Source organism: Pseudomonas sp. NFXW11, assembly GCF_049887815.1.
Taxonomy (GTDB): domain Bacteria; phylum Pseudomonadota; class Gammaproteobacteria; order Pseudomonadales; family Pseudomonadaceae; genus Aquipseudomonas.
The window spans coordinates 700,776-710,414 of the sequence record NZ_JAGEKI010000001.1; the positions used below are offsets into that span (position 1 = coordinate 700,776).

General features: G+C 65.5%; 9 protein-coding genes. 6 read left to right on the top strand and 3 right to left on the bottom strand.

The window, feature by feature from the left end:
- Positions 1 to 93: 93 nt before the first annotated feature.
- The 6 genes from J4P02_RS03085 (at position 94) to J4P02_RS03110 (ending at position 6,720) form a co-directional block, all read left to right on the top strand.
- On the top strand, positions 94 to 1,215 hold the full coding sequence (locus tag J4P02_RS03085; protein WP_426187644.1) for a polyamine ABC transporter substrate-binding protein: 1,122 nt from the start codon (positions 94 to 96) through the stop codon (positions 1,213 to 1,215).
- Positions 1,216 to 1,320: 105 nt separating this feature from the next.
- Positions 1,321 to 2,769, top strand: a complete 1,449-nt coding sequence (locus J4P02_RS03090; RefSeq protein WP_426187646.1) for an amidase — start codon at positions 1,321 to 1,323, stop codon at positions 2,767 to 2,769.
- 61 nt (positions 2,770 to 2,830) lie between these two features.
- Positions 2,831 to 3,160 carry a hypothetical protein gene (locus J4P02_RS03095; protein WP_426187648.1) on the top strand — a complete coding sequence of 110 codons (330 nt, stop codon included), beginning with the start codon at positions 2,831 to 2,833 and terminating at the stop codon, positions 3,158 to 3,160.
- A 184-nt stretch (positions 3,161 to 3,344) separates the two neighbouring features.
- A complete protein-coding gene (locus tag J4P02_RS03100) occupies positions 3,345 to 3,911 on the top strand; it encodes a GNAT family N-acetyltransferase (RefSeq protein WP_426187650.1) in 567 nt (188 codons plus the stop codon).
- Between the two features lie 187 nt (positions 3,912 to 4,098).
- Positions 4,099 to 5,913 (top strand): serine hydrolase domain-containing protein, encoded by a 1,815-nt coding sequence (locus tag J4P02_RS03105; RefSeq protein WP_426187652.1) that lies wholly within the window; start codon positions 4,099 to 4,101, stop codon positions 5,911 to 5,913.
- A 6-nt stretch (positions 5,914 to 5,919) separates the two neighbouring features.
- Positions 5,920 to 6,720 (top strand): MipA/OmpV family protein, encoded by an 801-nt coding sequence (locus J4P02_RS03110; protein ID WP_426187654.1) that lies wholly within the window; start codon positions 5,920 to 5,922, stop codon positions 6,718 to 6,720.
- A gap of 74 nt (positions 6,721 to 6,794) precedes the next feature.
- On the opposite strand, the gene J4P02_RS03115 is transcribed toward J4P02_RS03110, so the two are convergent.
- The 3 genes from J4P02_RS03115 to J4P02_RS03125 form a co-directional block, all read right to left on the bottom strand.
- Positions 6,795 to 8,027 (bottom strand): ATP-binding protein, encoded by a 1,233-nt coding sequence (locus J4P02_RS03115; protein ID WP_426187727.1) that lies wholly within the window; start codon positions 8,025 to 8,027, stop codon positions 6,795 to 6,797.
- 57 nt (positions 8,028 to 8,084) lie between these two features.
- The gene (locus J4P02_RS03120; RefSeq protein ID WP_426187656.1) at positions 8,085 to 8,795 is read right to left on the bottom strand and encodes a winged helix-turn-helix domain-containing protein; all 711 of its coding nucleotides are present in this window, start codon (positions 8,793 to 8,795) and stop codon (positions 8,085 to 8,087) included.
- Between the two features lie 171 nt (positions 8,796 to 8,966).
- Positions 8,967 to 9,572, bottom strand: a complete 606-nt coding sequence (locus tag J4P02_RS03125; protein WP_426187658.1) for a tRNA-(ms[2]io[6]A)-hydroxylase — start codon at positions 9,570 to 9,572, stop codon at positions 8,967 to 8,969.
- Positions 9,573 to 9,639 lie beyond the last annotated feature (67 nt).

Here is a 9,639-nt window from a genome sequence, read left to right on the forward strand (position 1 = left end):
CTATTGACCGTTGCCAGCATTCTCTCTCAGACCTATCCGACGAAAAATGTCCGCCTCGGATGGTACCGCTCATTTCGGACATGGAGTTGTCATATGAAAGCGCTGCACACCGCCCTCTCCCGCCTCGCCACGGCCTGCACCCTCGGTGCCCTGGCCCTGACCGCCTCTGTCACCGCCCAGGCCGCCGCCGAACGCACGGTGAACATCTTCAACTGGTCGGAATACATCGCCCCGAACACCATCAAGGATTTCCAGGCCGAGAGCGGAATCAAGGTCAAGTACGACATCTTCGAAAGCAACGAAGTGCTCGAGGCCAAGCTGCTCACCGGCCACAGTGGCTATGACGTGGTGGTGCCTTCCAGCGGATTCGTCAGCAAGCAGATCAGCGCCGGCGCCTTCCAGCCCCTGGACCGCAGCCAGTTGCCGAACTGGAAGAACCTCGACCCGGCGGTGATGAAGCTGCTGGAGCAGAGCGACCCGGGCAATCGCTACGTGATCCCCTACATGTGGGGCACCAACCTGATCGGCTACAACCGCGACAAGGTCCAGGCCCTGCTGGGCACGGACGCACCGGTCAACAGCTGGGACCTGGTGTTCAAGGAAGAGAACCTGAAGAAGCTCAGCCAGTGCGGCGTGACCTTCCTCGACTCGCCGGCGGAAATGCTGCCCCTGGCCCTGCACTACCTGGGCCTGGACCCCAACAGCCAGAACCCCGCCGACTACCAGAAGGCCGAGGCCCTGCTGCTCAAGCTGCGCCCCTATGTGCGCTACTTCCACAGCGCCAAGTGGATGGGCGATATCGCCAACGGCAACATCTGCGTGGCGGTGGGCTACTCCGGCGGTTTCCTGCAGGCGGCCAACCGCGCCAATGAAGCCAAGAACGGCGTGCACATCGAAATGCGCATTCCCAAGGAAGGCACCCTGGTGTGGATCGACACCGTGGCCATTCCTGCCGGGGCCAAGCACGTGGACACCGCCCACGCGGTGCTCAACTACCTGATGGAACCCAAAGTGATTGCCTCCATCAGCAACTTCGTCGGCTACCCCAACGGCGTCAGCGATTCCAAACCCTTTATCCAGCAGAGCCTGCTGGACAACCCGGACCTGTTCCCCGGCGCCGAAACCATGACCCGGCTGTTCCCCCTGGCACCGCTGCCGGCCAAGGCCGAACGCACCCGCACCCGTACCTGGGTCAAGGTCACCAGTGGGCGCTGAGTCACTCACCGCGAAGTCCTGCCGGAGCGCCGCCCGCGGTGCCTGTGCAGGCCTTCAACGGCGCTGCGCGAATCGCGCCCGGCGCCCCTGAAAGAAGAGTTGTCCATGCCCTTGTCCCCATCCCGCCAACCGGCCCTGCACCTGCTGTCCATCGAGGCACTGCTGCAGGGTTTTGCCAGCCTGCAGTTCACCCCGGTGGACCTGCTGCAGGCCGTGCTGGCCCGCATCGAGCGCCACGAGCCAGGGCTCAACGCGCTGTGCGAACGCCAGGACCAGGCCGCGCTGCTCGCCGCCCAGGCCAGCAGCGCGCGCTGGGCGGCGGGGCAACCCATGGGCCGGCTGGACGGCATTCCGATCCTGGTCAAGGACAACCACGATATTCAAGGCTGGCACACCGGTAACGGCTCCAAGGCCCTGGCCGGAGGCCCGCCCCTGCAACATGACAGCGCCCTGGTGGCACGGCTGCGCGAGGCCGGGGCGATCTTTATCGCCAAGACCACCCTGCCGGAGCTGGCCACCACGCCCCTCACCGACAGCCCGCTGACCGGCATCACCCGCAACCCCTGGAACCTGGCCCTGCATGCCGGTGGCAGCAGTGGCGGCAGCACCGCCGCGGTGGCCGCAGGTTTCGCGCCGGCGGCCACCGGCAATGACGCCGCCGGATCGATCCGTACCCCGGCGAGCTTTTGCGGGGTAATAGGGTTCAAGCCCAGCCATGGCCTGGTGTCCGCCAGCCCGAGCATCGACCCGGGCGGCCTGTCCGCCGAAGGGCCGATTGCCCGGCATGTGCGCGACATCGCCCTGCTAATGGAACTGATCAGCCGCCATGAGCCGGGCGAACCCTTCGCCTGGCCTCGCCCGGCGGAGGATTTCCTCGGGCAGATCGAAGACGGCGTGGCCGGCCTGCGCATCGCCTTCAGCGCCGACCTCGGGCATGCCGCCCAGGTAGACCCACAGATTGCCGCCAGCTGCCTGGCCGCCGCCCGCCTGCTGCAACAGGCCGGGGCCACCCTGGTGCTGGCTTCGCCGGATATCGGCCAGCCGGCGGCCAACTACCTGCGGGCCTGGCCGGTGGAAGCGGCCAGCGCCGTGGCCCAGGAGATACCTGCCGAGCGCCAGCACTTGATTGGCGACTTTCTCCAGCAGTGCCAGGCGCAGGCACGCCAGCTCAGCGCCCTGGACTACGCCGCCGCGATACAGGAGCGGCACCAGGTTGCGCAACAGCTGCATGCCTTCCTGACCGATTACGACCTGCTGCTGACCCCCACCGCGGTGGTCGAGCCCTTCGCCGTGGAGCGCCTGCTGCCCCCCGACTGGCCTGAAACCATCAGCGCCATGTGGCAGCCCACCACCTTCCCGTTCAATTTCAGCCGCCAACCGGCGCTGAGCATGCCCTGCGGCCTGAGCGCCGCCGGGTTGCCCATCGGCCTGCAGATTGTCGCCCGCTTCGGCCGCGACCAACTGGTACTGCGGGCCGCCCGGGCCCTGGAAAAATTGCTGCCCGAAGGGCTGTTCGCAGAGCCCTGCGGACTGCTTGATGCCCCCGGGCGCTAACCGCACTGAACAACCCGCTGACGCCCGAGACAGCGTCGCTTTACGGACAAGGAGGTGGACCATGGATTCTTCCAGCAGTTGGTACCAAGACACCCAATTCGATCACGACATCTACGTGATGATCATCCGCGAGCCCAGCTCGCCGAGCCTGTACGCCCATCAGTCCGGCGCCAGCTACAGCTATGTCGGGCGCCTGACCGGGCATGGCCAGCACCCCTGCTTCTCGGTGCATTTCGCCTGCCCGCCCTATGGCAACGACTACGCCAGCACCGAAGCGGCGCTGCAGGCCGGCCTGGCCCATGGCCGGGCACTGATCGAGCACTGGCGCACCCGCGGCAGCAAGCCACCGGCACGCAATGCCGAGGTGGCGCTGGCCGGCTACCGCAACTGAAGGGTCTCCCGGTGCAACCTGTGGCGGCCTCGGCCGCCACAGCCAAAGCGCCGCGTGGCAACGCCACTGATCGACGCGGATGCACCAACCGCTGCAGATATTGATGCCGGTCAAGAGCCCGGATCGCCAGCGGGATAAAGCTTGGGGCAAGTGCCAATCCTTTTGCCTTTGCGGAGACTTGATCATGCCCAACAGCGCTCTCGATACCCTCCCTCACCCGCCGTTCCCCGACCAGCAGGGCCAGTACTGGATCGACGCCCTGACCGATGGCAGCCACGTACTGATTCGCCCGTTGCGGCCCCAGGACCGGGGTCGGGAAAAGGCCTTTATCGAAAACCTCTCGCCGCTGACCCGCCATCAGCGTTTTCTCGGCGAGGTCAAGGAAGTGGGCGAACAGTTGCTGAACCAGCTGATGGACGTCGGCACCCCGCAGCGGGTGGCCTATGTGGCGCTGGTGCACGACAACGGTGAACTGCGCGAAGTCGGCATCAGCCGCTATGCCCAGGTGGACGACCAGCCCGAGCAATGCGAATTCGCCGTGACCATCGCCGATGAATGGCAAGGCAAGGGCCTGGAGAGCCTGCTGATGCAGCACCTGATCGACGAAGCCCGGCTGCATGGCTACCAGCAGATGTATTCGGTGGACGCCGCGTCCAACTACAACATGCGCCGCCTGGCCAAGCAGCTGGGCATGCGCAGCGTCATCGACCCCGACGACGCCACCCAGGTGATCCATAGCCTGGCGTTGTAACGCCCCCTCCCCTGAACCCCGCGCCTCGACCCGAGGCGCGGTGGCATCAAGCGCAACCCCGATCCAGACATCTGCAACACCTCACCCCCGCCTTAACACTCTTTGACAGTTTCCCGACAAAGCTGCCAAAGACTGCCTTGCCCCCCTTGCCTAGCATCCGCCCATTGAATTTGCGCTCGGATTTTCCATGTCTGCCAAACTTCTCGGCCTGCCGCTGCTGGGCATCCTGCTGGGCAGCCTGGGCTGCAATGGTCCGGCACCGGTACCGCCGTCGATCGCGGCCGGCGACTACGCCAGCATCATCCGCTACCTGAAGCAGCACATCCCCCGGGAGATGGCCGAGCACCAAGTGCCGGGGCTGTCGATTGCCCTGGTGGACGGCCAGGAGCTGATCTGGGCCCGGGGTTTTGGTTTTGCCGACCAGGCTCGCGGGCTGCAGGTGACCGAGAACACTGCGTTTCGCGCCGGCGCCCTGAGCCAGTTGCTGACCGCCACGGCGGTGATGCAACTGGTGGATCAGGGCCGACTGCAGCTGGATGCGCCCTTGCAGGACAGCCTCAAGGAGTTCTATGTGCGCTCGCGCTTTCATCAAGAGCAGAGCGCCGCAGACCAGGCGGTTACCCTGCGTCGCCTGCTCAGCCACCAGGCCGGGTTGCCCAGCGAATACCTGCGCGAGTTGCGCACGCCCCTGGCCCTCGGCGAGCTGCCGCGCAAGGCCAGCGGCCTGTGGCTGAGCAACGAACCGGGCACCCAGACCGCCTACTCCAATCTCGGCTACGCCCTGCTCGGCGCCGCGGTGGAGCGCAGTAGCGGCCAGGATTTCGAACAGCAGCTGCAAAAGCACCTGCTGCGGCCGCTGGGCATGAGCCAGTCGAGCTTTGTCGGCGATGCGCAGAGCCAGCCTTTCCGTGCCCGGGGCTACCAGAACGGGGTACGCAGCGCCGATGTGCCGCTGCGCGACATTTCTGCCGGCGGCCTGTGGAGCAGCCCGCGGGACCTGAGCCGCTACCTGCGCATGCTCTTCGCCCAGGGCCGCCACCAGCAGCATCAGGTGCTGTCAGCGGCTTCGGTCAAGGAAATGCTGCGGCCGCAGAACAGCGGCAACCAGCTGGACTTCGACTGCCAGGTGGGCCTGGGCTGGTTCCTCTCGCCCTGCGGCGACGAATGGGTGCGCCCGGGCATTCGTACCTGGCAGCACAGCGCGGCCGGCGATGACTTCCATGCGCAAATCAGCGTGCTTGCCGAGCCGCAACTGGCGGTGATCGTGATGAGCAACAGCGCCAGCGCTGAAGCCCTGGCCCGGAGCCTGGTGCCCCAGGCGCTGCGCATGCTGCTCCAGGCCCACGGCGAGACCGACACACCGCACCCACCGCCGCCGGTGCCGGCCCGGCAGAAACGCCGGGTGCCGGAAGCCGCCGACCGCCAGCACCTGAGCGGATTCTATGCCACCAGCTGGGGCGTGCTACGCATTCGCGAGCAGGGCCAGCGGCTGTTCGGCGAGCTGGCCGGCAGCCGTTTCGAGCTGTTGCGCGACGAGCACGGCTGGCTGCGGGCGCAGCGGCGCCTGCTGGGGATCTGGCCGGTGGACCTGGGCAACCTCGGGCGGGTGCAACTGGACGTGCTCTCGGTCCAGGGCCATCGGGTGTTCACCGCCAAGAGCCACGGCCAGTTGCAAGCACTGGGCGAGCGCATCGAGCCGGTGCCGCTGCCAGACAACTGGCTGACCACGGTGGGCACCTACCAAAGCCTGCACGACGACGAACCCGACGCCCCCATCAATGGCATCAGCATCGCTTTGGAAGAGGGTTTCTTGATGATCCGCAGCCTGCAGCAAGGGCGCACCCTCAGCGACTACATCCTCACCCCGGTGGACAACGCCCATGCGGTGATCGCCGGCCACGGCCCGGGCCTGGGCGACACCGTGCGTCGCCAGATCAACGGCATCAATGTCCTGGGTTACTCATTCAAACGCACCTACAACGCCAACCACCTGAGGTTCTAAACCGGCATGACAACCTTCAAACGCTCCACCACCCTGGCCCTCTGGGTCGGCACCCTGGGCTTGACCACAGTCCCTGCCACGCTGCACGCCGAAGACTGGAAATTCGGCCTGCACGCCGGCGCCGCCAGCGTGCCGCGCTACAGCGGCAGCGACGAACGCGCAGTGATGCCGCTGCTGGGTGGCGAGATCGTCAGCCCCTATGGCGTCTTCCTCAACACCGAACAGGGCCTGGGCTGGGGCAATGAATGGGGCGACCTGTCGTTCAGCACCTGGGTCGGCCCGAGCGAGGAACGTCGCGACAAGAACCACATGGGCCAGGGTTCCAAGCGCCTCAAGGGCATGGGCCAGATCAAGTCGCGGGCGCAGTTCGGCGCGCACCTGGGCTACGACCTGGGCCCGTTCGAGCTGGGCGCCACCCTGACCCACGCGGTGAAGAAGAACGACAACCGCGATACCGGCAAGGCCTACAGCCAGCTGACGCTGAGCGTCGGCACCAACCTGTATGAAGGCAGCTACGGCAGCCTGGATGCCAGCCTCAACAGCCAGTTCGGCAATGCCGACTATATGCAGACCTGGTATGGCGTGAGTGATACCCAGGCGGCCAACAGCCGCTTCGGCGCCTACCGCGCCAAGGGCGGCCTGGTCAGCAGCGGCGGCGACCTGACCTGGAGCCTGCCGCTCAACGAACAGACCAAGCTCTCGACCCAACTGTCGATGCAGTACCTGGGCAAGGAAGCGGGTAACAGCCCGATCGTCGACCGGCGCCTGCAAACAGTGCTGGGCACCCAGATCGAATACAGCTTCTAAAGCAGCGGCAAGTTTCAAGCGGCAAGCTACAAGTTACCCACTTGCCGCTTGCCGCTCGAAACTTGCAGCTGCTCTTAATCGATATGCGCCCAGGTCAGGCGGAACGAGGCGCCGCCCCACTCCGACTCCAGCACTTCGACCTTGCCGCCGTGCCATTGCGAAACCCGCCGTACCAGGGCCAGGCCCAGGCCGAAGCCGCCGGTGCGGCGGTCGCGGCTGGCATCCAGTCGGGAGAAGGGTTCGAAGATCTTTTCCCGCCCGTCCACCGGCACGCCGGGGCCGTCGTCGTTGACCCGCACCTCATAGCCCTGCTCCAGGCGTACCAGAGACACTTCCACCCGCCGGTCGGCGTAGCGAATGGCGTTACGCAACAGGTTGATCACCGCCCGCGCCATAAAGCGTGGCTCGATGCGTACGTAATCCACCTGGCAGGAGCGGATCAACAGCTGCACCCCCGCCGCCTCGGCCTCCAGGGCCACGCTGCCGACCACGCTGTCGAGCCAGCTCTGGGCCTGGATGCTTTCACGGTTGATGGTGGCCGCGCCGTGTTCCAGGCTGGCGTAGGACAGCAGCTCGGAAACCATTTCCTCCAGTTCGCCAAGGTCGGCGTACATGTCGGCGATCAGCTCGCGGTTTTCCTCGGGGTCGGGCTGCTGTTGCAGCTGGTCCAGCTCGAACGACAGCCGGGCGATGGGGGTGCGCAGCTCGTGGGAGACCGCGTTGGTCAGCTCGCGCTGGTTGGCGATCAGGCCCTCGATGCGCGCGGCCATGCGGTTGAAGTGCTGGGCCAGGTCGCGAATGTTGGAACGCCGCGACAGGTGCAGGCGCGTGCCCAGGTCATTGCCGCCAAAGCGCTCGGCGGCCAGGCGCAGGCGCTCCAGGTCACGCCAGTGCGGGCGCACCCAGAAGTACAGCACTATGCCCAGGAGCGCCGCGAGCAAGGCGTAGGCGGCGATGTTGTAGAGCAGGGTCAGGGGCGGGTCTTCCGGCAGCTTGATGCTCAGCAGCTGCGAGCCGCCATCGATGCTGGAAATGAACTCGGTGAACTCATCGCGCACCACCAGCTGGTTGGAGCCCAGCAGGGCTCGTTCGCGCTCGCTCAGGGCCAGGTCTTCGGCCTTGACCAGCTTGAGCAGCAAGCCGTAGTGCGGCTTGAGCAGTTCCAGCTGGCGCTGGCGCCCGGCCTCGTCGAACGGCCGCAGCTGTTCGCTCAGGCTATAGGCCGGCCCGCGCACCGCATCGCGGTTGTAGGACTCGATCAGGTCGGCCGCCAGGTAGGTGAGGAAAATATGCTGCACGGCCGTCATGGCCCCGGCAAAGCCCAGCGCCAGGAACAGGTAGAGCCCCAGAAACAGCCGTAGCATTCAGATCTCCCAGGCGAATGGATTGAACTGGTAACCCTTGCCCCACACGGTCTTGATGCACACCGGCTCACGCGGGTTGTCCTTGAGCTTGCCGCGCAACTTGCTGATGTAGACGTCGACGCTGCGGTTCAGGCCGTCGAACTCGATACCGCGCATGCGGTTGAGGATGTCATCGCGGGACAGGGTCTTGCCCGCCGCATTGGCCAGCAGCCACAGCAGCTCGAATTCCATGGTGGTCAGCTCGATCGGCTCGCCGGCCAGGCGCACCTCGCGGCTGCTGCGGTCGATGCTCAGCACGCCGAATTCCAGGGCGCCGCGCTGGGCCGGGGCCTCGGGCACCTGGCGGCGCTGCAGGGCGCGCAGGCGGGCCAGCAGCACCGCCGGCTTGATGGGCTTGATCACGTAGTCGTCGGCGCCGGACTCCAGGCCGAGAATGTGGTCCAGGTCGTCTTCCTTGGCGGTGAGGATAACGATCGGGGTGTCGGCCACGGCGCGGATTTCCCGGCACACGTGCAGGCCGCTCTGGCCCGGCAGCATCAGGTCGAGTACCACCAGTTTCGGTTTGAATTCGAGAAATGCCGCCAGGGCCACATCGCCGCGATGCACCGTCAGCACCTCGAAGCCGTGCTGGGAGAGAAAATTGGCGATCAGCCCGGCGAGCTTCTCGTCGTCTTCCACCAGCAGTACTTTGCCAAGACCCAGGTTATCCATAGTTGCCAGTCTGTTCATGCACGATTTGAGTGCGCGCATTATAGAGGGCAACGGATTAAAGAAAGGCTAACGCGCAGCACAAAACCCGGGACCTGGCCTGGTTATTCGCGAAATTTCATTCTTTTAAGAGTTTTTAACAATTTGCCCCTGCTTTTATACAGGGGCAGCGCTTCACCAGGCCGGCACGCCGCTGTGGAAGCGGAACTCCGGGTCCGGGGATTCGATCAGTTCCTGCTCGGCGGCACGCACCCGCTCGATCACCTGGGCAATGTCCTTGGCCTCGCCGTACTGGTAGGCCAGCTTCAGGTAGCCCTGGTAATGCCGGGCTTCGCTTTTCAGCAGGCCGAAGTAGAACTTGCCCAATTCTTCGTCCAGGTGCGGCACCAGGGCCTCGAAACGCTCGCAGCTACGAGCCTCGATAAAGGCCCCCACCACCAGGGTATCCACCAGCTTCACCGGCTCGTGGCTGCGCACCACCTTGCGCAGGCCCGAGGCATAGCGCCCGGCGTGCAGCTGGCGCAGCTCGACCTTGCGCCGCTTCATCAGGCGCAGCACCTGTTCATGGTGCACCAGCTCTTCCCGGGCCAGGCGCGACATCATATTGATCAGGTCAACGTGCGAGTGGTACTTGGCGATCAGGCTCAGGGCGGTGCTGGCGGCCTTGAATTCGCAGTTCTTGTGGTCGATCAGCAGGGTTTCCTGGTCGGCCAGGGCCGCCTGGACCCAGGCGTCCGGGGTGCGGCAGCCGAGGAAGTCATGAATTTCCGGAAAGTTCATTGGTGCATTTCCGAGCAATCCGCCACAGCCGGGAGCGGGATGGCGGCACTATCAGTGATCGATAACA